The organism is Citrobacter freundii complex sp. CFNIH2 (assembly GCF_002880615.1).
In the GTDB taxonomy this organism is placed as follows: domain Bacteria; phylum Pseudomonadota; class Gammaproteobacteria; order Enterobacterales; family Enterobacteriaceae; genus Citrobacter_A; species Citrobacter_A amalonaticus_F.
The window spans coordinates 3828435-3851770 of sequence record NZ_CP025757.1; the positions used below are offsets into that span (position 1 = coordinate 3828435).

Annotated in this window: 19 protein-coding genes and 1 pseudogene; 12 read left to right on the forward strand and 8 right to left on the reverse strand. The window is 52.0% G+C overall.

Annotation, left to right across the window (positions count from 1 at the left end):
- The first annotated feature begins 40 nt into the window (after nt 1-40).
- The 4 genes from WM46_RS18805 to ompL all read left to right on the forward strand — a co-directional run bounded on the left by WM46_RS18805 (nt 41) and on the right by ompL (nt 5729).
- A complete protein-coding gene (locus WM46_RS18805) occupies nt 41-2077 on the forward strand; it encodes an alpha-glucosidase (protein ID WP_102603025.1) in 2037 nt (678 codons plus the stop codon).
- 45 nt (nt 2078-2122) lie between these two features.
- The gene (locus WM46_RS18810) at nt 2123-3511 is read left to right on the forward strand and encodes an MFS transporter (protein ID WP_102603026.1); all 1389 of its coding nucleotides are present in this window, start codon (nt 2123-2125) and stop codon (nt 3509-3511) included.
- Between the two features lie 39 nt (nt 3512-3550).
- Entirely contained in the window at nt 3551-4969 is a 1419-nt protein-coding gene (locus WM46_RS18815) for an MFS transporter (RefSeq protein WP_102603027.1), read from the forward strand.
- A gap of 67 nt (nt 4970-5036) precedes the next feature.
- Nucleotides 5037-5729 (forward strand): porin OmpL, encoded by a 693-nt coding sequence (gene ompL, locus WM46_RS18820; RefSeq protein ID WP_061075727.1) that lies wholly within the window; start codon nt 5037-5039, stop codon nt 5727-5729.
- Nucleotides 5730-5789: 60 nt separating this feature from the next.
- Here ompL and typA read toward each other — a convergent pair whose 3' ends face one another.
- Nucleotides 5790-7613, reverse strand: a complete 1824-nt coding sequence (gene typA / locus WM46_RS18825) for a ribosome-dependent GTPase TypA (RefSeq protein WP_042325427.1) — start codon at nt 7611-7613, stop codon at nt 5790-5792.
- 376 nt (nt 7614-7989) lie between these two features.
- On the opposite strand from typA, the gene glnA reads away from it, so the two are divergent.
- The 4 genes from glnA (at nt 7990) to WM46_RS18850 (ending at nt 12359) form a co-directional block, all read left to right on the forward strand.
- The gene (gene glnA / locus WM46_RS18835) at nt 7990-9399 is read left to right on the forward strand and encodes a glutamate--ammonia ligase (RefSeq protein WP_042325425.1); all 1410 of its coding nucleotides are present in this window, start codon (nt 7990-7992) and stop codon (nt 9397-9399) included.
- Nucleotides 9400-9670: 271 nt separating this feature from the next.
- On the forward strand, nt 9671-10720 hold the full coding sequence (glnL, locus tag WM46_RS18840; protein WP_102603028.1) for a nitrogen regulation protein NR(II): 1050 nt from the start codon (nt 9671-9673) through the stop codon (nt 10718-10720).
- 8 nt (nt 10721-10728) lie between these two features.
- Entirely contained in the window at nt 10729-12138 is a 1410-nt protein-coding gene (gene glnG / locus WM46_RS18845; RefSeq protein ID WP_042325420.1) for a nitrogen regulation protein NR(I), read from the forward strand.
- Nucleotides 12139-12248: 110 nt separating this feature from the next.
- Entirely contained in the window at nt 12249-12359 is a 111-nt protein-coding gene (locus tag WM46_RS18850; RefSeq protein WP_090050632.1) for a YshB family small membrane protein, read from the forward strand.
- Between the two features lie 87 nt (nt 12360-12446).
- Here the strand turns inward: WM46_RS18850 and hemN are convergent, their stop codons facing one another.
- The 3 genes and pseudogenes from hemN to WM46_RS26885 form a co-directional block, all read right to left on the reverse strand.
- Nucleotides 12447-13820, reverse strand: a complete 1374-nt coding sequence (gene hemN / locus WM46_RS18855) for an oxygen-independent coproporphyrinogen III oxidase (protein WP_102603029.1) — start codon at nt 13818-13820, stop codon at nt 12447-12449.
- 187 nt (nt 13821-14007) lie between these two features.
- Nucleotides 14008-14520, reverse strand: coding sequence for a Der GTPase-activating protein YihI (gene yihI / locus WM46_RS18860; RefSeq protein WP_061075729.1), 513 nt, complete (start codon nt 14518-14520; stop codon nt 14008-14010).
- A gap of 103 nt (nt 14521-14623) precedes the next feature.
- Nucleotides 14624-14852, reverse strand: a pseudogene (locus WM46_RS26885) (hypothetical protein).
- A gap of 246 nt (nt 14853-15098) precedes the next feature.
- Here WM46_RS26885 and yihA point away from each other — a divergent pair.
- Nucleotides 15099-15731, forward strand: a complete 633-nt coding sequence (yihA, locus tag WM46_RS18870) for a ribosome biogenesis GTP-binding protein YihA/YsxC (protein WP_042998843.1) — start codon at nt 15099-15101, stop codon at nt 15729-15731.
- 333 nt (nt 15732-16064) lie between these two features.
- Here yihA and polA read toward each other — a convergent pair whose 3' ends face one another.
- On the reverse strand, nt 16065-18851 hold the full coding sequence (polA, locus tag WM46_RS18880) for a DNA polymerase I (protein WP_102603031.1): 2787 nt from the start codon (nt 18849-18851) through the stop codon (nt 16065-16067).
- A gap of 364 nt (nt 18852-19215) precedes the next feature.
- Here polA and WM46_RS18885 point away from each other — a divergent pair, with 364 nt between their 5' ends.
- The gene (locus tag WM46_RS18885; protein WP_102603856.1) at nt 19216-20151 is read left to right on the forward strand and encodes an acyltransferase; all 936 of its coding nucleotides are present in this window, start codon (nt 19216-19218) and stop codon (nt 20149-20151) included.
- A 12-nt stretch (nt 20152-20163) separates the two neighbouring features.
- On the opposite strand, the gene dsbA is transcribed toward WM46_RS18885, so the two are convergent.
- The 3 genes from dsbA to WM46_RS18900 all read right to left on the reverse strand — a co-directional run bounded on the left by dsbA (nt 20164) and on the right by WM46_RS18900 (nt 22134).
- Nucleotides 20164-20787 (reverse strand): thiol:disulfide interchange protein DsbA, encoded by a 624-nt coding sequence (gene dsbA / locus WM46_RS18890; RefSeq protein WP_044327813.1) that lies wholly within the window; start codon nt 20785-20787, stop codon nt 20164-20166.
- 14 nt (nt 20788-20801) lie between these two features.
- Nucleotides 20802-21788, reverse strand: coding sequence for a serine/threonine protein kinase (locus tag WM46_RS18895; RefSeq protein ID WP_061075732.1), 987 nt, complete (start codon nt 21786-21788; stop codon nt 20802-20804).
- 76 nt (nt 21789-21864) lie between these two features.
- Nucleotides 21865-22134, reverse strand: a complete 270-nt coding sequence (locus tag WM46_RS18900; protein ID WP_042325406.1) for a YihD family protein — start codon at nt 22132-22134, stop codon at nt 21865-21867.
- 69 nt (nt 22135-22203) lie between these two features.
- Here WM46_RS18900 and mobA point away from each other — a divergent pair, with 69 nt between their 5' ends.
- Both mobA and mobB read left to right on the forward strand, forming a co-directional pair.
- The gene (gene mobA, locus WM46_RS18905; protein ID WP_102603032.1) at nt 22204-22788 is read left to right on the forward strand and encodes a molybdenum cofactor guanylyltransferase MobA; all 585 of its coding nucleotides are present in this window, start codon (nt 22204-22206) and stop codon (nt 22786-22788) included.
- The gene (gene mobB / locus WM46_RS18910) at nt 22785-23288 is read left to right on the forward strand and encodes a molybdopterin-guanine dinucleotide biosynthesis protein MobB (RefSeq protein ID WP_102603033.1); all 504 of its coding nucleotides are present in this window, start codon (nt 22785-22787) and stop codon (nt 23286-23288) included. The genes mobA and mobB overlap by 4 nt, the downstream gene beginning before the upstream one ends.
- Nucleotides 23289-23336: the final 48 nt, after the last annotated feature.

Here is a 23336-nt window from a genome sequence, read left to right on the forward strand (position 1 = left end):
ATTACTGTGCTCGCGTTCCCTATTTCATGGAGAGTTTTATATGAGTACGCAAACCCGACATTTATCGTTTGTTCAGGTCGAAAAAATTATTGATGGTTTTGCATTACGTTATCAGCAGCGCGTGATCTTACGCCATACGACAGAATCCCCCTGTCTGTGGGTAGGTGCTGGCGTCGCCGATATCGATATGTTTCGCGGTAACTTCAGCATTAAAGATAAGCTTAACGAGAAAATTGCCCTGACCGATGCCACGGTCAGCGAATCAACCGATGGCTGGCAAGTACGCTTTAGCCGTGGTGATGCCGTCAATGCGACGCTGCATATCTCTGTCGATGAAGCGGGTCGTCTGCAGTTGGATCTGCACAACGACGATCGCAACCATAACCGCATCTGGCTAAGACTGGCTGCTAACCCGGACGACCATGTTTATGGCTGCGGTGAACAGTTCTCTTACTTCGACCTGCGCGGGAAACCGTTCCCGCTGTGGACCAGCGAACAGGGGGTGGGCCGTAACAAAACCAGCTACGTCACCTGGCAAGCCGACTGCAAAGAGAACGCCGGCGGGGACTACTACTGGACCTTCTTCCCGCAACCTACGTTTGTCAGTACGCAGAAGTATTACTGCCACGTTGATAATAGCTGCTACATGAATTTTGACTTTAGCGCGCCGGATTATCACGAACTGGCATTGTGGGAGGATAAAACCACCCTGCGTATTGAATGCGCCGACACCTATATCGCGCTGCTGGAAAAACTGACCGCGCTGTTAGGTCGTCAACCCGAGTTGCCAGACTGGATTTATGATGGCGTCACACTGGGCATTCAGGGCGGCACCGACGTTTGCCAGAAAAAACTGGATACGATGCGCCGTGCTGGCGTGAAGGTAAACGGCATCTGGGCGCAGGACTGGTCCGGGATTCGCATGACTTCATTCGGTAAGCGCGTGATGTGGAACTGGAAGTGGAACAGCGACAACTATCCACAACTGGACAGCCGTATCAAACAGTGGAATGCCGAAGGCGTGAAATTCCTTTCATATATCAACCCGTATGTCGCCAGCGATAAAGACCTGTGCGCCGAAGCGGCAAAACACGGCTATCTGGCAAAAGATATGTCAGGTAATAATTACCTTGTTGAATTTGGTGAGTTTTACGGTGGCGTGATTGATTTGACCAACCCGGCGGCTTATGACTGGTTCAAAGGCGTCATCAAGAAAAACATGATCGAACTCGGCTGCGGCGGTTGGATGGCGGACTTTGGCGAATACCTGCCGACCGACACGGTTCTGCATAACGGCGTCAGTGCTGAGATCATGCATAACGCCTGGCCTGCACTGTGGGCAAAATGTAACTACGAGGCGCTTCAGGAAACCGGCAAGCTTGGCGAAATCCTGTTCTTCATGCGTGCGGGTTATACCGGCAGTCAGAAGTATTCCACCATGATGTGGGCTGGCGATCAGAACGTGGACTGGAGTCTGGATGATGGCCTTGCTTCCGTTGTCCCCGCCGCGCTCTCGCTGGCCATGACCGGTCACGGCCTGCACCACAGCGACATCGGTGGTTACACCACGCTGTTTGACATGAAACGCAGCAAAGAGCTGCTGCTGCGCTGGTGTGATTTCAGCGCCTTCACGCCGATGATGCGTACCCATGAAGGTAACCGTCCCGGTGATAACTGGCAGTTTGACGGCGATGGCGAAACCATTGCCCATTTCGCCAGAATGACGACTGTCTTTACCTCTCTGAAGCCGTATCTCAAGCAAGCCGTCGCACAAAACACCGCAACCGGCTTGCCAGTCATGCGTCCGCTATTCCTGCATTACGAAGACGATGCACACACCTACACCCTGAAATACCAATACCTGCTGGGACAGGATCTGCTGGTCGCTCCGGTACATGAGCAGGGTCGCAACGACTGGACGCTGTATCTGCCGGAGGATAACTGGGTGAACCTCTGGACTGGTGAAACCCATCGGGGTGGCGAGATCACCGTGGATGCGCCGCTGGGTAAACCGCCGGTCTTTTATCGCGCGAAAAGTGAGTGGGCGTCGCTGTTTGCATCTTTACGCCACATCTAATAAGGCTCGCCCGTGGGGAAACTCACGGGCAAATGAGGGATAATCATGAGTCAAAACATAACCAATCCGGCAACCCTACGCTTGCCTTTTAAGGAAAAACTCGCCTACGGGATAGGTGATTTAGGTTCCAATATTCTTCTGGATATCGGTACGCTCTATTTACTGAAGTTTTATACCGATGTTCTCGGTTTACCGGGCACATATGGTGGCATTATTTTCCTTATTGCCAAGTTTTTTACCGCGTTTACCGATATGGGAACCGGTATTATGCTCGATTCACGGCGTAAAATCGGTCCAAAAGGTAAATTCCGCCCTTTCGTTATGTATGCTGCGTTTCCGGTGACCCTGCTGGCTATCGCTAACTTTGTCGGTACACCGTTTGAAATTACCGGAAAAACGGTAATGGCGACTGTCCTGTTCATGCTCTACGGGCTGTTCTTCAGCATGATGAACTGCTCCTATGGCGCAATGGTGCCCGCCATCACTAAAAACCCGGACGAACGCGCCTCGCTCGCCGCCTGGCGGCAGGGTGGTGCGACGCTTGGCCTATTGCTATGTACCGTCGGTTTTGTGCCGGTCATGAACCTGATCGAAGGCAATTCGCAGCTAGGGTATATCTTCGCCGCAACGCTGTTCTCTCTGTTCGGACTGTTTTTCATGTGGTGGTGCTATGCCGGGGTAAAAGAGCGCTATGTCGAAGTGAAACCCATCGACGCGGCGCAGAAACCCGGATTATTGCAATCATTTCGCGCCATCGCCGGTAACCGCCCACTGTTCATTCTGTGTATTGCCAACCTCTGTACGCTCGGCGCATTTAACGTCAAGCTGGCGATCCAGGTTTATTACACCCAGTACGTGCTGAACGACCCGATTTTGCTTTCATGGATGGGCTTTTTCAGCATGGGATGTATTTTCATCGGCGTCTTTTTAATGCCGGGGATGGTCCGCCGCTTTGGCAAGAAAAAGGTCTATATCGGCGGACTGCTGATTTGGGTCGCAGGCGATCTGCTTAACTACTTCTTCGGCGGAGGATCGGTCAGTTTTGTCGCCTTCTCATGCCTGGCGTTCTTCGGCTCTGCGTTTGTAAACAGCCTGAACTGGGCGCTGGTCTCCGATACGGTAGAATACGGCGAATGGCGTACCGGCGTACGTTCTGAAGGAACGGTCTACACTGGCTTCACCTTCTTCCGTAAAGTCTCACAAGCGCTGGCGGGTTTCTTCCCGGGATGGATGCTGACCCAAATAGGCTATGTGCCAAACGTGGTGCAATCGGCGGGAACGGTCGAGGGCCTGCGACAACTGATCTTTATTTATCCCTGTGCGCTGGCAGTCGTCACCGTTATTGCGATGGGCTGTTTCTACGATCTCAACGAAAAGATGTATATCCGTATCGTTGGCGAAATCGAAGCCCGTAAACGCGTTATTCCAGTGTGAGAAAGAGTGGCAATTTGCGGGACTTCACGAGGATTGATTATGTCTGACCAAGATCCACTAACCCTGAAACTGAGTTTGCGAGAAAAACTGGCCTACGGCGTGGGCGATATTGGCTCCAATCTCATGCTGAGCGTCGGCACATTATATCTGCTGAAATTTTATACTGATGAGTTGGGAATGCCCGCCTATTACGGTGGGATCATCTTTCTGGTGGCAAAATTCTTTACCGCATTCACCGATATGCTCACCGGATTTCTGCTTGACTCACGCAGAAATATTGGACCAATGGGGAAATTCCGCCCCTTTATCCTGTATGCGGCAATCCCTTCAGCGATTATTGCGACGGTACAATTTATTACCACCACATTTAGCCTGCCGATCAAAACCGCCATCGCAACAGGGTTGTTTATGTTATTTGGCCTTTTCTACAGCCTGATGAACTGCTCTTATGGTGCAATGATCCCTGCGATGACCAAAAACTCGAACGAACGGGCGCAACTGGCTGCTTTCCGGCAGGGAGGCGCAACCGTGGGGCTATTAGTTTGCACGGTGGCATTTATTCCTCTGCAATCGCTCTTTTCTTCTTCAGCCCTCGGCTATGCTTGTGCCGCATTCATTTTTTCTGTCTGTGGATTTGGGTTCATGATGCTGTGCTTCAAAGGCGTGAAGGAGCATTACAGAGAAACCGTCTCATCAGAGCATAAGATGGGTATCCTCAAGTCGTTCTTCGCCATTTTTCATAATCCGCCACTGCTCGTACTCTGTATCGCCAACTTATGTACGCTGGCTGCCTTTAATATCAAATTAGCCATTCAGGTCTATTACACACAATACGTCCTGAACGATCCGCATCTATTATCATGGATGGGATTCTTCAGCATGGGATGTGTTTTAATCGGTGTCATTCTTGTCCCCTGGACGGTTAAATGCTTCGGTAAAAAACAGGTGTACTTAGCCGGTATGGTGTTATGGGCGCTTGGCGATATCCTGAATTATTTCTGGGGCGACAGTTCCTTCACCTTTATCATCTTCTCCTGCATTGCCTTTTTCGGCACCGCCTTCGTTAACAGCCTGAACTGGGCACTGGTGCCGGATACCGTCGATTACGGCGAATGGAAAACGGGGATTCGCGCAGAAGGTTCCGTCTACACGGGATATACTTTTTCGCGGAAGATTTCCGCTGCGCTGGCGGGGTTCCTGCCCGGTATTATGCTGACCCAGATTGGCTATGTCCCAAACATCGCACAAAGTGATGCCACCTTACTGGGATTACGCCAGTTAATTTTTCTCTGGCCCTGTGGTCTGGCGATGATTGCCGCATTGACTATGGGTTTCTTTTATAAGCTCAACGAAGCGCGCTTCGCTTTTATTATCGAGGAAATTAATCAACGAAAAAAGAATAACACTACTTCTGACGTAACTAATAACGATAATAACATCGCTACTGTAAATCTATAAATAAAACTTGCCGCTATTTCCATCCTAATGGATGGCGGCTTCCCTACGCTTAAAAAATGGATTTATGATGAAAACATTAAACACCATCATCCTGTTATCTTCAGTGATATCAACCTCTGTTTTTGCCGGTGCTTATGTCGAAAACCGGGAAGCTTATAATCTGGCCTCCGACCAGCAGGAGATCATGTTACGTGTTGGCTATAACTTCGATATGGGTGCCGGCATCATGCTCACCAACACCTACACGCTCCAGCGTGAAGACGAGTTAAAGCACGGTTATAACGAGATTGAAGGTTGGTACCCGTTATTCAAACCCACGGACAAATTAACCATCCAACCCGGCGGATTGATTACCGACAAGAGTATTGGTTCCAGCGGCGCGGTCTATCTCGACGTCAATTACAAGTTTACTCCGTGGTTTAATCTGACGGTACGTAACCGCTACAATCATAATAATTACAGCTCGGTCGATTTAAATGGCGATCGGGATAATAACGATACCTATGAGATCGGCAACTACTGGAACTTTATTATTACCGATAAATTCTCGTATACCTTTGAACCCCACTATTTTATGCGGGTAAATGATTTTAATAGCAGCAATGGCAAGGATCATCACTGGGAAATTACGAATACCTTCCGTTATCGGATCAACCAGAACTGGCTGCCCTACTTCGAACTACGCTGGCTGGATCGTAACGTAGAACCCTATCACCGCGAACAAAATCAGATTCGCGTTGGGGTTAAATATTTCTTCTGAACAGATTGAGGTAAAGAAAAGCCGCTGATATCAGCGGCTTTTTCGTCACAAGATGATGAATTAATCTTCTTTCGGACCACGGTTCGCGCGGCGGCGATCGTTTTCCGTCAGGTGACGTTTACGAATACGGATAGACTGCGGAGTCACTTCTACCAGTTCGTCGTCATCGATGAACTCCAGAGCTTGTTCCAGGGTCATCTTAACCGGCGGAACCAGAACCGTGGCTTCGTCGGTACCGGAAGCACGCATGTTGGTCAGTTTCTTACCGGTCAGGCAGTTTACGGTCAGGTCGTTGGAACGGCTATGAATACCGATGATCTGGCCTTCGTACACTTCGGCACCGTGACCCAGGAACAGCTTACCGCGGTCCTGCAGGCTGAACAGTGCAAACGCAACCGCTTTACCCTGACCGTTGGAGATCAGTACGCCGTTCTGACGCTGACCCACTTCACCCGGACGTACGTCGTCGTAGTGACTGAAGGTGGAGTACAGCAGACCGGTACCGGAAGTCATGGTCATGAATTCTGAACGGAAGCCGATCAGACCACGGCTTGGGATCACGTAGTCGAGACGTACGCGGCCTTTGCCATCTGGATTCATGTTTTTCAGGTCGCCTTTACGCTCACCCAGTGCCTGCATGACAGAACCCTGGTGCTGCTCTTCAACGTCCAGCGTCACGTTCTCGAACGGCTCTTGTTTACGGCCGTCGATTTCGCGGAAGATAACTTTCGGACGGGAAACCGCCATTTCGAAACCTTCACGACGCATGTTTTCGATCAGAACAGACAGGTGCAGCTCACCACGACCGGATACACGGAACGCATCCGCATCTTCAGTTTCTTCAACACGCAGTGCAACGTTGTGCACCAGCTCTTTGTTCAGGCGGTCAAGGATCTGACGAGAGGTAACGTATTTACCTTCTTTACCACAGAACGGAGAGGTGTTGACGTTGAAGAACATGGTGACGGTCGGTTCATCAACAGACAGCGCCGGCAGCGCTTCCACATTCTGCGGATCGCAGATGGTGTCAGAGATGTTCAGCTCGCCCAGACCGGTGATCGCGATGATGTCGCCTGCTTCTGCCAGATCGCTATCGATACGCTCCAGACCCAGGTGAGTCAGCACTTTACCGACTTTACCGTTGCGGGTTTTGCCTTCGCTATCCACGATAGTAATCTGCTGGTTCGGCTTCACTTTACCGCGTTTGATGCGGCCGATGCCGATAACGCCAACGTAGTTGTTGTAGTCCAGCTGAGAGATCTGCATCTGGAACGGACCATCAAGGTCAACGTCCGGCGCAGGTACGTGGTCGACAATCGCCTGATACAGCGGGGTCATGTCTTCCGCCATATCTTCGTGGTCCAGACCAGCAATACCGTTCAGCGCAGAAGCGTAGATGATCGGGAAATCCAGCTGTTCGTCGGTCGCGTCGAGGTTCACAAACAGGTCAAATACCTGATCGACAACCCAGTCCGGACGCGCGCCAGGACGGTCAACTTTGTTGATGACCACGATCGGCTTCAGGCCATGCGCAAAGGCTTTTTTGGTCACGAAGCGCGTCTGCGGCATCGGGCCGTCAAATGCGTCAACCACCAGCAGCACAGAGTCAACCATGGACATGACACGCTCAACTTCACCACCGAAGTCTGCGTGCCCAGGGGTATCAACGATGTTGATACGATAATCATTCCATTTGATAGCGGTGTTTTTCGCGAGGATGGTAATCCCACGCTCTTTCTCCAAATCGTTGGAGTCCATCACACGCTCTTGAGTTTCGGCACGAGAGTCGAACGTACCGGATTGCTGCAGCAGCTTATCAACCAGGGTAGTTTTACCATGGTCAACGTGCGCGATGATGGCGATGTTACGCAAATTTTCGATCACAACTTTGCCTCAGGCATTAGAAATAGCGCGTTATTGTACACGGATTAATCGCACTACAAAACAGGATCACAAACATCCTCCGCAAACAAGTATTGCAGAGTTTCTTTGTGATCGCTTTCACGGAGCGTTAAAAGGGTTATGTACGGTCCATTGCACCAATATGGTGCTTAATGTTCACATTAAAGCACTATACTGGTGCAACATACACAACATGGTGCAACCCTTTTGCACGATGGTGCGCATGATAACGCCTTTTAGGGGCAATTTAAAAGTTGGCACAGATTTCGCTTTATCTTTTTTACGGCGACACGGCCAATGATTAAAGAATTGAACACCTCGTTACCACGACGACTATGACCAATCTGGAGAGTTAAGTATGTCCGCTGAACACGTTTTGACGATGCTGAATGAGCACGAAGTGAAGTTTGTTGATTTGCGCTTCACTGATACCAAAGGTAAAGAACAGCACGTCACGATTCCTGCTCATCAGGTAAATGCCGAATTCTTCGAAGAAGGCAAAATGTTTGACGGCTCTTCGATTGGTGGCTGGAAAGGCATCAACGAATCCGACATGGTGCTGATGCCGGATGCTTCTACCGCGGTCATCGACCCGTTCTTCGCGGATTCTACCCTGATCATCCGTTGTGACATCCTGGAACCTGGTACCCTGCAAGGCTATGACCGCGACCCGCGTTCTATCGCCAAGCGTGCTGAAGAGTACCTGCGCTCCACCGGTATCGCGGATACCGTTCTGTTTGGGCCAGAACCAGAATTCTTCCTGTTTGACGATATCCGTTTCGGCGCGTCAATCTCCGGTTCTCACGTGGCTATCGATGACATCGAAGGCGCATGGAACTCCTCCACCCAGTACGAAGGTGGTAACAAAGGTCACCGTCCGGCAGTGAAAGGCGGCTACTTCCCGGTTCCACCAGTAGATTCCGCTCAGGACATCCGTTCTGAAATGTGTCTGGTGATGGAGCAGATGGGCCTGGTCGTTGAAGCTCACCACCATGAAGTGGCGACTGCGGGTCAGAACGAAGTGGCAACCCGCTTCAACACCATGACCAAAAAAGCGGACGAAATTCAGATCTACAAATATGTGGTACACAACGTCGCTCACCGCTTCGGCAAAACCGCGACCTTTATGCCAAAACCGATGTTCGGCGATAACGGTTCCGGTATGCACTGCCACATGTCCCTGTCTAAGAACGGTACCAACCTGTTCTCTGGCGACAAATATGCGGGCCTGTCTGAACAAGCGCTGTACTACATCGGCGGCGTGATCAAACACGCTAAAGCGATTAACGCCCTGGCGAACCCGACCACCAACTCATACAAGCGTCTGGTCCCGGGTTACGAAGCACCGGTTATGCTGGCTTACTCTGCCCGTAACCGTTCTGCCTCTATCCGTATTCCAGTGGTAGCGTCTCCGAAAGCACGTCGTATCGAAGTCCGCTTCCCGGATCCGGCTGCGAACCCGTACCTGTGCTTTGCAGCCCTGCTGATGGCCGGTCTTGACGGCATTAAGAACAAGATCCACCCGGGCGAAGCCATGGACAAAAACCTGTACGACCTGCCGCCGGAAGAGGCGAAAGAGATCCCACAGGTTGCAGGCTCTCTGGAAGAAGCACTGAACGAGCTGAACCTGGATCGCGAGTTCCTGAAAGCGGGCGGCGTGTTCACTGATGAAGCCATCGATGCTTACATCGCGCTGCGCATTGAAGAAAACGACCGCGTACGCATGACGCCGCACCCGGTAGAGTTTGAGCTGTACTACAGCGTGTAACCGTATCTTAAACGTCCGACGAATTTCGCGTTGCGGCAAGGCGGCAACGGAGCGAATCCCCAGGATCATGATAACTATGCGACTGGGGTGAGCGAAGGTAGCCAACGCAGCAACGGCGTGAAAAGCGTCAGGAGTTTTTAGTTGCCGTGGAAACTTTTAGCCCATCTCACGATGGGCTTTTTTCACCGTCAACAATCTGATCCTTCGCGCTTTTTCTACATAAAAAGCTATAATGCACTAAATTGGTGCAAACTATTCAGGAGACTGCTGTATGGCAACAGGCACGCTGCCCGATGCTGGGCAGATCCTCAATTCTTTAATCAACAGCATCTTACTGGTCGACGATGAGCTGGCGGTGCATTACGCCAACCCGGCCGCGCAGCAGTTACTCGCCCAAAGCTCCCGCAAACTGTTTGGTACGCCGCTTCCTGAACTCCTGAGCTATTTTTCTTTGAATATCGAACTGATGCGCGAAAGCTTAGAGGCGGGTCAAGGGTTTACCGACAATGAGGTCACGTTGGTAATTGATGGGCGTTCGCACATTCTGTCGCTCACCGCACAGCGTTTGCCGGACAGCCAGATCCTGCTCGAAATGGCGCCGATGGATAACCAGCGCCGCCTCAGCCAGGAGCAGCTACAGCACGCTCAGCAGGTCGCCGCGCGCGATCTGGTACGTGGACTGGCGCACGAGATTAAAAACCCGCTCGGTGGCTTACGCGGCGCTGCACAGCTATTAAGTAAAGCCCTGCCCGATCCGGCGCTGCTGGAATACACCAAAGTCATTATTGAACAGGCTGATCGGCTGCGTAATCTGGTCGACAGACTGTTGGGCCCGCAGATGCCGGGAACGCATGTCACGGAAAGCATTCATAAGGTGGCAGAGCGCGTGGTGGCGCTGGTTTCTATGGAATTACCGGCCAACGTCACGCTGGTCCGCGATTACGATCCCAGCCTGCCGGAACTGCCGCACGACCCGGAACAGATCGAGCAGGTGTTGTTAAATATTGTCCGTAATGCATTGCAGGCGCTGGGGTCTGACGGTGGGGAGATCGTGCTACGTACCCGTACCGCGTTCCAGCTCACGCTGCACGGCGAGCGCTATCGCCTGGCGGCGCGTATCGACGTCGAAGATAACGGACCGGGGATCCCTTCCCACTTACAGGATACGCTGTTTTACCCCATGGTCAGCGGCCGCGAAGGCGGCACCGGGCTGGGATTATCCATCGCCCGTAATTTGATCGATCAGCATTCCGGCAAAATTGAATTTACCAGTTGGCCAGGTCATACCGAGTTCTCGGTTTATCTGCCGATTCGGAAATAGAGGTGCTTATGCAACGAGGGATAGTCTGGGTAGTCGATGACGATAGTTCCATCCGTTGGGTGCTTGAACGTGCTCTCGCCGGGGCGGGTCTGAGTTGTACGACCTTTGAAAACGGTAACGACGTGCTGGGCGCGCTGGCGAGCAAAACGCCGGACGTGCTGTTGTCCGACATTCGGATGCCGGGAATGGACGGGCTGGCGCTGTTAAAACAGATTAAACAGCGTCATCCAATGCTTCCGGTCATCATAATGACCGCGCATTCCGATCTGGATGCCGCCGTCAGCGCCTATCAGCAAGGGGCGTTTGATTATCTGCCGAAACCCTTTGATATCGATGAAGCGGTGGCGCTGGTTGAACGCGCCATCAGCCATTATCAGGAACAGCAGCAGCCGCGCAATATTCAGCTCAACGGCCCGACAACCGACATCATCGGTGAAGCGCCGGCCATGCAGGATGTGTTTCGTATTATCGGGCGGCTCTCTCGTTCCTCCATCAGCGTGTTGATTAACGGGGAGTCCGGGACGGGTAAAGAGCTGGTCGCACATGCCCTGCACCGCCACAGCCCACGCGCCAAAGCGCCGTTTATCGCGCTGAACATGGCGGCGATTCCAAAAGATTTGATCGAATCCGAACTGTTTGGTCATGAAAAAGGGGCGTTTACCGGAGCGAATACCATCCGTCAGGGACGCTTCGAACAGGCCGATGGCGGCACGCTGTTTCTTGATGAGATCGGCGATATGCCGCTGGATGTACAGACCCGTCTTTTGCGCGTATTAGCCGACGGGCAGTTTTATCGCGTTGGCGGCTATGCGCCGGTGAAGGTGGACGTACGAATCATCGCCGCGACTCACCAGAACCTGGAACTGCGTGTGCAGGAAGGCAAGTTTCGTGAGGATTTATTCCATCGTCTGAACGTTATCCGCGTACACCTGCCGCCGCTGCGCGAGCGCCGGGAGGATATTCCGCGTCTGGCGCGCCACTTCCTGCAGGTTGCGGCTCGCGAACTGGGCGTAGAAGCCAAGTTATTGCACCCGGAAACCGAAGCGGCGCTGACGCGGCTGGCATGGCCGGGCAACGTTCGCCAACTGGAAAATACCTGTCGTTGGTTAACCGTGATGGCGGCCGGACAAGAGGTATTAATTCAGGATCTCCCCGCTGAACTGTTCGAAGCCACCGCGCCGGAAAGTCCGTCGCATCTCCAGCCGGACAGTTGGGCCACGCTCCTGGCGCAGTGGGCGGATCGGGCGCTGCGTTCCGGTCATCAAAACCTGCTGTCGGAAGCACAACCTGAAATGGAACGCACGTTACTGACCACCGCGCTGCGTCATACACAAGGCCATAAACAGGAAGCAGCACGTTTGCTCGGATGGGGGCGTAATACCCTGACGCGTAAGTTAAAAGAGCTGGGAATGGAGTAACATCACACGTTTGTGTAAAGATTAATAATTGAGCGCAAATTGCCGTTATTTTGCGCTTTACTGTTCCGATGAGTTCAGTATGATCGTGCCCGGCAAACGGGGGACAAAACATGCTGGAATCGATTATAAATCTGCTATCAAGCGGAGCGGTCGACAGCCATACGCCACAAACTGCGGTTGCCGCAGTACTGTGCGCCGCGCTGGTTGGGCTGTTCAGCTAACACTGTGCCGGATGGCGCTATGCTTATCTGGCTTACAGGCAACATCAATCGTAGGCCCGGTAAGCGTTAGCGCCACCGGGCAACGTTTTATATCACGCGTGAGAACTGCTGCATCCGTGCTTTTTGGCGCAGATACGCATCAAAGCACATGCAAATGTTGCGAATCAGCAGGCGGCCTTTCGGCGTAACCTGAATACCCTTCGCTGTCACATCCACCAGCCCATCTTTCGCCAGCGGCGCCAACAGCTTCAGGTCTTCGGCAAAGTAATCCGCGAAGTTCAGATCCCACTGCTGCTCAACTGCGGCAGTGTCGAGACGGAAGTTGCAGATCAGCGACTTGATGACGTCACGACGGATACAGTCATCGCGGGTCAGCGCGATACCGCGCCATAAGGCATTTCCCTGCTGATCCACCTGCTGATAGTAGAGTTTCAGCTCTTTCTGGTTCTGGGCATAGCAATCGCCAATCATGCTGATGGCAGAAACGCCCATCCCCAGCAGATCGGTGTCGCCCTGGGTGGTGTATCCCTGAAAATTACGGTGGAGAACGCCTTCGCGCTGGGCAATCGCCAGCTCGTCATCCGGGCGGGCAAAATGGTCCATACCGATAAACTGATAGCCGGTCTCTGTCAGCGAGGAGATGGTTTCCTGCAAAATATCCAGCTTCTGCTGCGCGCTGGGCAGATCGGTATCTTTAATTTTGCGCTGCGCGGCAAACAGCGTCGGCAAATGCGCATAGTTAAAGACGCTCAGACGATCGGGGCTTAATTCCGCAACCCGCTTCAGGGTAAAGGCGAAACTTTCCGGCGTCTGTTTAGGTAAACCGTAAATCAGATCGATATTGGTCGAAGTAAAGCCAATGTCACGCGCGTGATTGAGCAGCGCAAAGATAAACTCCTCATCCTGCTCACGATTAACCAGTCGCTGGACCTCTTTGTTGAAGTCCTGCACGCCCATGCTGAGACGGTTGAAGCCTTCCGCGCGCAAATGATCGAGCACATCCAGCTCAATCTCACGGGGATCGACTTCGATCGAAATCTCCGCATCCGCATTGAAGTGGAAATGATTTCGCAGCAGCGTCATCAGACGACTGATTTGCGCTTTATTCAGGTAGGTTGGCGTGCCGCCGCCCCAGTGCAGTTGGCTGACCTGACGTCCGGCAAACAGCGGCGCACGGTGCACAATTTCCTGTTCCAGCGCATCCAGATACTGATCGGCCTTATGCTGCTGACGGGTCACAATCTTATTGCAGCCGCAGAAGTAGCAGAGCTTGTGGCAAAACGGGATATGGACGTAAAGCGAGAGCGGACGCTCAGGATAGCGCGCGACAGCCTGTAAAAACGCCGGTTCGCCAAACGCATCAGAAAATTCCAGCGCGGTCGGGTACGAGGTATAGCGTGGCCCGGAATAGTTATATTTCTGGATCAGGGCCAGATCCCAGTCTATTTGTTGTTCTGACATGCTCACTCCTTCCGATGGCGTCTCTGGCGGGTACGGCGTACCGGCCGCACTCCATGTCGAGTACTAAGCCGGCTGCGCAGCCACTTCTGTCGCCGCGACAACCGCTGTAGTTTAACGAATAACCACACCAGATAACATATAACCGGAAGGGTTATAAGCAGGACGGGCAGGCCCACGGTGTAAACCGTTAGTTACCGCCACGCAGCAGGCGCATCATATCTTCCTGCTTCTCGTCCTCTTCCTCTTCTTCTTCGTCATCATCGTAGGAGAGGCCTAGCTTCTGCATCAGTTCATCAATGCGATCCAGTTTGGCATCCACCCAGGACTGATCTTCTGCGCTCAGGGTTTCGCCTGCTTCCAGACGTTCTAACAGCGCATCCAGGCGCTCATCCGTTTCCAGTAAATCCAACTCAGCCTGCGGTGAAAGCATAGGTTTCTCGCTCTTCGGTTTGTGCTGTTTGGTGACTTTTTCGGTCACACCCAATGGAACAGGGGTTTTACTGCCGATACGTGGATCTTTCTGTTGATTCTTGTTTTTACCGCCTGACGCCGCGTCACCACCGGTCGCACGGCTACCCGCCGCGTGTCCACGGTGTTTTTTCTGACGCTTGCGGTCACGAGCTTCCTGATTCAGCTCTTCACGGGTTTTACGGCGTGCCTTTGCAGGGCCTTTGCCGCGTGGTGTAGAAGTGGATTTCATAGTGATTCGTCTTTGGCTGTTTTATTCAGTATATAATTGCGCCGGAATCTAGCAGAAATAAAGAAAAAAGGCGACAGATTGCTCTGTCGCCTTTTCACCTTACTCACAACCCTGAACGGGTCCTACATTCCCTGTCGGCCGTCAACACACCCTGTCTATCCTTCAGCCTGGAACATTCCGTGTCTTTTCCGTTTCCGTATACCAACGTCTCCGAACGCCTGTCATCCTGACAATCCTGTGTCTTCGCCTCCTGGCGCTCCTGACCCTCATCCTGAGTCGTCTTCCTGTACAGCTATCCTCGCTATGGGGATTACTCTACTCTTTTGGAGCAAAGTAACAAGTCACTGGCAGCACAGTTCTGGCATTTTCAGAATATTACATACTTTTTAATATCATGATTTAGTTGATTTATTTAATTATTTGCTCTGCAATTACTCTGAAATTTCGTATAAGAACGATCGGCAATGTCTCACAACATGCAGGGTTTTTACTCACAACAGACCCATGTCGAAAAATCAGTCTTTTGCTCCTGTTCAGGTATAATCGCGGCAAAGCTTTGACTGACGGAGACGACCGCTTTGATTAACCTGAATTATCAACAGACGCACTTTGTGATGAGCGCGCCTGATATTCGCCATTTACCTTCCGATACGGGGATTGAAGTGGCTTTTGCTGGCCGTTCCAACGCAGGTAAGTCCAGCGCACTGAACACGCTGACCAATCAGAAGAGCCTGGCGCGAACGTCGAAAACGCCTGGCCGCACTCAGTTGATTAACCTGTTTGAAGTGGTCGACGGCAAACGCCTTGTCGACCTCCCAGGCTATGGTTACGCCGAAGTGCCGGAAGAGATGAAGCGCAAGTGGCAACGCGCGCTGGGTGAGTATCTGGAAAAACGCCAGAGCCTGCAGGGACTGGTGGTATTGATGGATATTCGCCACCCGCTGAAAGATCTCGACCAACAGATGGTCCAGTGGGCCGTCGAGAGCAACATCCAGGTACTGGTACTGCTGACGAAAGCGGACAAACTGGCAAGCGGTGCGCGTAAGGCGCAGCTGAATATGGTCCGTGAAGCGGTATTAGCCTTTAACGGTGATGTGCAGGTTGAGACCTTTTCATCGCTGAAAAAACAGGGTGTGGATAAATTACGGCAGAAGCTGGACAGTTGGTTTAACGAACTGGCGCCGGTTGAAGAGGATCAAGGCGGGGAGTAATTTATCGCAACGCCGGATAGCGACGCGGTGCGTCTTATCCGGTCTGGCACGCCTGCCCTCTCTTTCTTTCGCCCATAAAAAACGCCCCAGTCAGAAACTGACTGGGGCGGCTAAAATATTCAGCCAAATCCGATTACGTGAAGTAAAAGGTCTGAAAGATAGAACATCTTACCTCTGTACCCTACGCGAATAACTTTACTCTTTTTTGAGCAGCTCAGAAAGCACTTTTTGTAATTTTTTTTCATTCTTTACATAGGGAATTCCAATGCCCATCACAAAACTCGCGCACTTATGTTGCTTAATTACGAAAAAAGCGCGTTATCTCGCGAGCACTTAGTGCGCCTGATCCCAGTTTTCACCACTTCCGACTTCCACCAGCAGCGGTACATCAATGCGCGTGCAGTTCTCCATCAACTGATGGATCTTTTTCGCTACCGTATCCAGGTCGTCTTTGTGTACTTCAAACACCAGTTCATCGTGTACCTGCATGATCATACGCACGCGCGGTTTTTCCGTTTCCAGCCAGCCATCGACCGCAATCATCGCCCGTTTGATAATATCGGCAGCGGTACCCTGCATCGGGGCGTTAATCGCCGCACGCTCAGCACCCGCACGACGCGCGCCGTTGCTGGATTTGATATCCGGCAGATAGAGGCGACGACCTTCCAGCGTTTCAACGTAGCCCTGCTCTTTCGCCTGAGCGCGGGTACGTTCCATATACTCCAGCACGCCGGGATAACGTTCAAAATAGAGGTCCATGTATTTCTGCGCTTCTTTACGCGGAATGTTCAACTGGCGCGCCAGACCGAACGCACTCATACCGTAGATCAGACCAAAGTTGATCGCTTTCGCGCTACGACGCTGCTCGCTGGTCACGGTCTCCAGCGGCAGACCAAACACTTCGGCGGCGGTGGCGCGGTGAATGTCCTTCCCTTCGGCAAACGCTGTCAGCAGCCCTTTGTCGCGCGACAAGTGCGCCATAATACGCAGTTCAATCTGCGAATAGTCCGCAGAAACAATCAGGTAATCCTTCGGCGGGATAAATGCCTGACGGATACGGCGCCCTTCCTCGTTACGTACCGGAATGTTTTGCAGGTTCGGATCGGTCGATGACAAACGGCCCGTCGCGGTCACAGCCTGATGATACGAGGTGTGCACACGCCCGGTTTTCGGGTTAATCATCAGCGGGAGTTTGTCGGTGTAGGTCGATTTCAGCTTCGCCAGACCGCGATACTCAAGAATCACTTTAGGTAGCGGGTAATCCAGCGCCAGTTCTTCCAGCACTTCTTCAGAGGTTGACGGCGCGCCGCCTGGGGTTTTCTTCAACGGCTTAATGCCCTGTTTTTCGAACAGGATCGTCTGCAACTGCTTGGTTGAAGAGAGGTTAAATACTTCGCCTGCAATCTCATGGGCTTTCTGTTCCAGCTCCGCCAGACGGAGCGTGATCTCCTCGGAGTGCTTGTGCAGCACCGCAGGGTCGATCTTCACACCGTTACGCTCTACTCGAGATAACACCGGAACCAGTGGCATTTCGATGTTTTCAAAGACGTTCAGCGGCCCTTTGTGCTGCTGCAGCTCTGGCCACATTTTCAGATGCAGCTGTAAGGTGACATCGGCATCTTCTGCCGCGTAACGTCCCGCCTCTTCCAGCGCGATCTGATTAAAGGTCAGCTGGTTCTTCCCTTTGCCCGCAATCTCTTCGAAAGTAATGGTTTTATGCTTCAGCCAGCGATCAGACAGACTGTCCATATCGTGACGACCGGCAACGCTGTTCAGAATGTACGACTCGAGCATGGTATCAAAAGCGATGCCGCGCAGTTCGATACCATAATTCGCCAGAATGCCGCGGTCGTACTTGAGGTTTTGCCCGACCTTACGCGCATTTTCATCCTCCAGCAGCGGCTTGAGCATCGCCAGTGCACGGTCGCGGGAGATTTGATCTGGCGCATCCAGATAGTCATGCGCCACTGGCACATAAGCCGCCACCCCCGGCTCAATAGCGAATGAGAGACCTACCAGGTTGGCGGAGATGTTATCCAGACTGTCGGTTTCGGTATCGAAGGCAAACACTGGCGCTTTTTTCAGCTTCGTAATCCACGTTTCCAGCGTCGCTTCATCGAGAATAGTCACGTAGTTATCGTAGGAAAGCACAGTAGCGGCTTCTTCCGGTGCTTCATCAACGACGATCGTTTCCTGCGGTTTAGCCGCCGGTTTCGCCCCTTTCGCCTGTAACCACTTGCCCGCTTCGACATCGGCGGTCCAGCGTTTGAACTCATACTTTTTAAACAACCCAACCAGTTCGTCAGCTTGTGGCTGTTGCACTTCCAGCTGTTCGCAGGTCAGTTCCAGCTCAACGTCTGTTTTGATCGTCGCCAGTTTATAGGAGAGGTAAGCCACCTCTTTATTTTGTTCAAGTTTACCCGCCATGGTCTTCGCACCACGGAACGTCAACCCGGCAATTTTATCTGACTCGGCGTACAGGGTATCCAGACCGCCCAATCCTTGTAACAACGCCTGCGCGGTCTTTTCCCCGACCCCCGGCACGCCAGGAATGTTATCGGAGGAATCGCCCATAAGCGCCAGGAAGTCGATGATCAGTTCGGGCGGCACACCATATTTGGTCACCACTTCATCCGGGCCAAGAATGGTGTTGGTCATGGTATTGATGAGGGTGATATTTGGCGTGACCAGTTGGGCCATATCTTTATCACCGGTGCTGATCAGCACCGGGCGCCCCACTTTTTCTGCTTCACGCGCCAGGGTACCGATTACGTCGTCCGCTTCCACACCGGATACGGCCAGCAGCGGCAGCCCCATCGCTTTCACCATGGCATGCAGCGGTTCGATCTGCGCCCGCAGATCGTCCGGCATCGGCGGGCGATGCGATTTGTAATGCTCGAATAATTCGTCACGGAAGGTTTTACCCTTGGCATCAAATACCACTGCGGCATGCGTTGGCTGATACTGCAGGATCAGGCTGCGCAGCATATTGAGGACACCGTACATCGCGCCTGTCGGTTCGCCTGCGCTATTGGTCAGCGGCGGAAACGCATGGTATGCGCGATAGAGATAAGAGGAGCCGTCTACAAGGATAAGTGGGTTTTCTGGGATCTGAACCATAATGTCCGTGCCTGTTTATCAGATTATGGATAAAGGATGCCACAGACAGGATGAAAACATGAGTTTTTCACCACATTTGTCGTAATTCTTTTGCAGATCTTCTGGATCGCTCGCAAAGCCGCCTGTGGATAACTTTGTGCATAATTAATTTTCATCGCATTAATTTCAAATCGATGCTTTAACCATCATCTATTATATTGTTTAATTTCAATTAGTTATAAAAACCACAGAATAAACCCTTTATGTTTTCATTGAATTACCGAATGTGGATAGATATGGCGTGTTTTTCTCTGTCGCGAAGAACCGTCATTTGAGCCATTTTCTGATAAAATCAGCCCCCTTGCGCGACTTTAGCGTACTGTTTATGGCTAATCCTTTGAATAATTTAATCATGGCGAGATTACTCGCTACAGTCACCCTGTTGCTGAGCATCGCATTGACCATTGTGGTCACGATTTTGTGCTCCGTACCGATCATTCTGGCCGGACTGGTAAAGCTCCTGCTGCCCGTTCCGTTCGTCTGGCGCAAGGTTTCTCTGTTTTGTAATTTCATGATGTACTGCTGGTGTGAAGGCCTCGCCCTGCTGCTGCATCTCAATCCATGGCTGAAATGGGATGTGCAGGGTCTGGAAGGACTGAGCAAGAAAAACTGGTATCTGCTGGTGTGTAATCATCACAGCTGGGCGGACATCGTGGTGCTGTGCGTACTCTTTCGCAAACACATTCCCATGAACAAGTATTTCCTGAAGCAGCAGTTGGCCTGGGTGCCTTTTATCGGCCTCGCCTGCTGGGCGCTGGATATGCCATTTATGAAGCGCTATTCACGCGCTTACCTTCTGCGCCATCCGGAACGGCGCGGTAAAGACGTCGAGACTACCCGCCGGTCCTGCGAGAAATTCCGCGCGCATCCCACCACGATCGTTAATTTCGTCGAAGGCTCTCGCTTTACCGAAGAAAAACGTCAGCAGACCCACTCGCCGTATCAACACCTGTTGCCACCAAAAGCGGCAGGCATTGCGATGGCGCTTAACGTGTTAGGCTCGCAGTTCGATAAATTACTTAATGTTACGCTGTGCTATCCGGAAAACGACCGTACACCATTCTTCGATATGCTGAGCGGGAAACTGACGCGCATTGTGGTTCGCGTGGACATGCAACCCATTCAGGAAGAACTGCACGGCGACTACGTTAACGATAAAGGATTTAAGCGTCGTTTCCAGCGTTGGCTGAATACGCTGTGGAGCGAAAAAGACGTGTTAATAGAAGAGATTAAAGCGGCAACTAAAAACGCCGGTCGCTGACCGGCGCTGCTTTTATTTCTTACCGACCAGGTATTTCACCGTGTCAGCATATTGCTGAACAAAGATATCCATGCTGCTGGTATCCATGCCCTGCGGATTCACCTGATATTTACCGTTAACAAACATCGCCGGAACGCCCTGCAGTTGCAGATCGGCAGCGGCTTTTTCCTGCTGCGCAACCAGTGATTTCACGACAAAGCTGTTCCACGCGGCATCGTAATCTTCGCCTTTAACGCCGGCATCCACGAACACTTTACGGATATCTGCAACACTCTGCACGGTCTGGGTTTTCTGTACCCCTTCAAACATCGGCACAGTCACTTTATCTTCTACGCCCAGTGCCATCGCGACGGCCCACGCTTGCGTCAGATCCTTGCCCAACGGGCCCAGGAACTCAACGTGGTATTTGGTCATTTTGACGCCTTCAGGAAGTTTTTTCTTCACGTTCTCAGAAACATGAAGAACTTCTTCAAACTGGTAGCAGTGTGGGCAATAGAAAGAGAAGAACTCCAGCACCTGCGGTTCACCGGCAACGGGCTTTTCCAGGGTGGTATACTGCTTACCATCCTCGAATTGCGCTGCCGATGCGCTAAAAGCTAAAACCATACCAGCCAGCGCCAGCCAAATCTTTTTCATGATTACGTCTCCGATTAATACATGGGTGTTAATTGTAATGGGGGTTCTTGCAGGACTTTTGCCTGCTCGATAAATGTCGCGGTCTGTCGTTGCCAGTAATCTTCCCCGGTCAACCACGGGAAGTTTTTAGGAAACGCAGGATCGTCCCAACGACGCATCAGCCAGGCAAGATAATAAACCAAACGCATAGCACGTAAAGGTTCAATCAGTTCAATTTCAGATGTTTCGAACTCACTAACTTCTTCATAAGCTTCAATAATCGTCTCAAGCTGCATACGTTGCTCAGCTTTATCACCATTAAGAAGCATCCACAAATCCTGAATGGCAGGACCATTGCGGGAATCATCTAAATCGACAAACAGCGGCCCCTCGCGCCAGAGGATATTTCCAGCGTGGCAGTCGCCATGTAGACGAAGGCGGTCAAAATTCGTATGCCACCGCTCAGTGACGGCCGCAATCAGCGTATCCGTCGCTTTCAGGAAAGCGGCCTTTTGTGCGGACGGAATGAGTCGGGCATGTTCGAAGAGTTTACGCGGCTCGACGAGGTATTCGTCCAGGCCGATGGTTGGTCGCCAGGTAAATGGCTGCTTACGGCCGGTCTGGTGCAGACGCCCCAGATAACGGCCCACCGCTTCCATTTGATCGATATTATCGGCTTCGAACTGTCGACCGCCTACGCTTGGAAAAATCGCGTAGTGGAACCCCTGATGCGATAATAGCGTCTGACCATTAAAAGCCAGCGGCGCAGCAACCGGGACCTCATCCTCGAGCAGCTCAATTGCAAACTGGTGCTCTTCCAGGATCTGGTCAACCGACCAGCGCTCAGGGCGATAAAATTTAACGACAAAACGCTGACGGTCTTCATCCTGAAACTGATAGACGCGGTTTTCATAGCTGTTAAGCGGGGTAAGACCAGAATCCACCCGGATCCCCTGCTCAAACAGCGCATCCATGATGGTATCCGGGTGTAATGTCTGGAAATTGAAAGCGTTGTTATTCATCCCATCATCCGGAAAATACGTCGAATGATTCAGGATATCATTTCATAACAACTTCGGTGGCCCCGCTTACAAGCTTTTACTCTTTAATTACGCCACGAGCGCGCAACAGCGCCGTTTTGAAATCTTCCTCGTAATCTTTCTGAATACCGGGAATAACCGCGTCTTTTGCAGAGTCGCGCATTTTCAGGTGATAGATCAGAATGTCGTCGGTTAAATCCGCCAGTTCACCGTCAAAACCTGACTCTTTCGCCAGTTTCTGCAAAAATTGCATCAGGTTCAGGTCGGGCTCTTTTTGCCAGGCTGGCTGGAGGAGTTCAATAACTTCATTCAGGCGTTTACATTTCATGGTCGTGCTCCTTACTCTTGAGACAGACACGTTAGCAGGGTCAATCCCACAATAAAAGAGGCGATATCAGTGAATCAGGATAGTGCAATAACAGGGGTTGTACTGGCTGGCGGAAAGGCCAGGCGAATGGGGGGCATTGATAAAGGCTTGCTTGAGCTTAGAGGGAAACCGCTGTGGAAACATGTCGCCGATACACTGTTATCGCAACTGAATACAGTGGTTGTGAATGCGAATCGACATCAGGAAATTTATCGCTCGGGTGGCCTGAAAGTCATTTCAGATGTGATGGCGGATTTTCCCGGCCCGCTGGCGGGCATGCTTTCTGTTTTTCAGCAGGAGGCTGGCGACTGGTTTCTGTTCTGCCCTTGCGATACCCCTTTTATCCCGCAGACGCTGGCAGCCCGATTACGTGTCCGGTGCAATCAGGCACCGGTGGTATGGGTGCATGATGGAGAGCGCGATCATCCCACCATTGCGCTGGTTCACCGCTCAGTCCAGCCATTTTTGCAGCGCTATTTACAGTCAGGCGAGCGGCGGGTAATGGTTTTCATGCGTCAGGCAGGTGGGCATGCCGTTGACTTCAGCGACTGCAAGGAAGCGTTTGTGAATGTGAATACCCTTGAGGAGCTTGATAAATGGCAGGAGAAACCATGATCCCTCTACTGGCTATCGCCGCGTGGAGCGGAACGGGAAAAACGACGCTGCTCAGGAAGCTCATCCCGGCGCTGTGCGCCGCCGGGATCCGCCCAGGGCTTATCAAACATACGCATCATGATATGGATGTGGATAAGCCAGGCAAAGACAGCTACGAGCTACGCAAAGCAGGAGCGGCACAAACGCTGGTCGCCAGTCAGCAACGTTGGGCATTAATGACTGAGACGCCTGAAGAACCCGAACTGGATCTGGCGTACCTGGTCAGCAGGATGGATCATGCCACGCTGGATCTGGTGCTGGTTGAGGGATTTAAGCATGAGGCCGTGCCTAAGATCCTGCTGTTCAGAAGCGATGCCGGGCATGATTTCAGCGAGTTAACGCTGGATGAGCATGTGATTGCGGTGGCCAGTGATGTTGTATTGCCGCTTGAAGTTCCGGTGCTGAATTTAAATGATGTGGATGTGATTGCGGAGTTTATTGTGGAGTGGAGTGCGATCTGACGACTTGCCGGGTGGCGGCTTCGCCTTACCCGGCCTACATAATTTGGC

Coding starts and splice junctions, on each gene's coding strand:
- WM46_RS18805 (WP_102603025.1), top strand. CDS start 41: ATGAGTACGCAAACCCGACATTTATCGTTTGTTCAGGTCGAAAAAATT.
- WM46_RS18810 (WP_102603026.1), top strand. CDS start 2,123: ATGAGTCAAAACATAACCAATCCGGCAACCCTACGCTTGCCTTTTAAG.
- WM46_RS18815 (WP_102603027.1), top strand. CDS start 3,551: ATGTCTGACCAAGATCCACTAACCCTGAAACTGAGTTTGCGAGAAAAA.
- ompL (WP_061075727.1), top strand. CDS start 5,037: ATGAAAACATTAAACACCATCATCCTGTTATCTTCAGTGATATCAACC.
- glnA (WP_042325425.1), top strand. CDS start 7,990: ATGTCCGCTGAACACGTTTTGACGATGCTGAATGAGCACGAAGTGAAG.
- glnL (WP_102603028.1), top strand. CDS start 9,671: ATGGCAACAGGCACGCTGCCCGATGCTGGGCAGATCCTCAATTCTTTA.
- glnG (WP_042325420.1), top strand. CDS start 10,729: ATGCAACGAGGGATAGTCTGGGTAGTCGATGACGATAGTTCCATCCGT.
- WM46_RS18850 (WP_090050632.1), top strand. CDS start 12,249: ATGCTGGAATCGATTATAAATCTGCTATCAAGCGGAGCGGTCGACAGC.
- hemN (WP_102603029.1), bottom strand. CDS start 13,820: ATGTCAGAACAACAAATAGACTGGGATCTGGCCCTGATCCAGAAATAT.
- yihI (WP_061075729.1), bottom strand. CDS start 14,520: ATGAAATCCACTTCTACACCACGCGGCAAAGGCCCTGCAAAGGCACGC.
- polA (WP_102603031.1), bottom strand. CDS start 18,851: ATGGTTCAGATCCCAGAAAACCCACTTATCCTTGTAGACGGCTCCTCT.
- WM46_RS18885 (WP_102603856.1), top strand. CDS start 19,216: ATGGCTAATCCTTTGAATAATTTAATCATGGCGAGATTACTCGCTACA.
- dsbA (WP_044327813.1), bottom strand. CDS start 20,787: ATGAAAAAGATTTGGCTGGCGCTGGCTGGTATGGTTTTAGCTTTTAGC.
- WM46_RS18895 (WP_061075732.1), bottom strand. CDS start 21,788: ATGAATAACAACGCTTTCAATTTCCAGACATTACACCCGGATACCATC.
- WM46_RS18900 (WP_042325406.1), bottom strand. CDS start 22,134: ATGAAATGTAAACGCCTGAATGAAGTTATTGAACTCCTCCAGCCAGCC.
- mobB (WP_102603033.1), top strand. CDS start 22,785: ATGATCCCTCTACTGGCTATCGCCGCGTGGAGCGGAACGGGAAAAACG.